Annotated in this window: 1 protein-coding gene; it reads right to left on the reverse strand. The window is 67.0% G+C overall.

Annotation, left to right across the window (positions count from 1 at the left end; all coding sequences use genetic code 11):
* Positions 1-876: IS982 family transposase (locus tag ACFOYY_RS42365; protein WP_386197180.1), on the reverse strand; the 876-nt coding region annotated here is incomplete at its 3' end.
* Positions 877-898 lie beyond the last annotated feature (22 nt).

An 898-nucleotide genomic window follows, 5' to 3' on the forward strand; every position in this document is an offset into this window, starting at 1 on the left:
TAGTGATCGGGTGATGGGCTGGCCGGTGGCACGGTTGTGCCAGATCGCAGCGGTCAGAGCCAGGATTCGCTGGGCGATGCGGACGCCGACTCCAGAGGGGCTGCGCCCGCCGTGCAGTTCGAGATCCAGCTGGCCTTTGAGGGTGTCGTTGACCGATTCGATGAGCTGGCGGATCGGTTTGAGGAACTGTTCGCCGGGGCGGGGGGTGCGGTTGCGGTAGGAGGGCCGTAGTAGTTGCACGCCCCGTTCGCTCAGGTAGCGGTCCAGCTCTGCCGACACGTATCCCTTGTCGGCGATGATCAGTAGACCGGGCCGGTCGGCGAGCAGGGCGGGGTCGTGATCGCAGATGGCCATCAGCACCTGGCGTTCGTCGATTTTCGGGGTGGCCAGGGCCCAGCTGATCGGTAGTCCGGCCGGGGTGCAGATCAGGTGCAGCCGCAGGCCCCAGAAGAAGCGCGAGTGGGAGCGGCAGTAGCCGTAGCCGGCCCAGCCCGCCAGGTTGGAGCGTCGTGTGGTGGGCCGGGAGCGGCCGCATTCGACGGGGGTGGAGTCGATGACCCATACCGGATCGGTCCACAGGTCGCTGTCGTGGGCCAGGACGCGGATGGCGCGCTGGAGCAGGGGCAGGGCGGTGCGCAGCCGTTTGTTGTAGCCGGATTGGCCGGGCAGGTAGGGGAAGGCGCCAGGCAGGTGTGCCGGGACGAATCGCAGCCAGCGGGCCTCGGAGCGGATTCCGAGCAGGACTTGGGCCACTGCCAGGGTCAGTAGCTCGGCGTCGGTCAGTTTCGGTGGGCGCCCGAGGCGGGCCGGTCTGCCGATCCAGTCGTCGATCTTCACGTACAGTGCGGTCAGAAGGGTGTTGATGTCTGTCGTCACAAACAGATCCTCAGCACCCTTC

This window comes from Streptosporangium jomthongense, from assembly GCF_042650425.1.
Lineage (GTDB): Bacteria > Actinomycetota > Actinomycetes > Streptosporangiales > Streptosporangiaceae > Streptosporangium.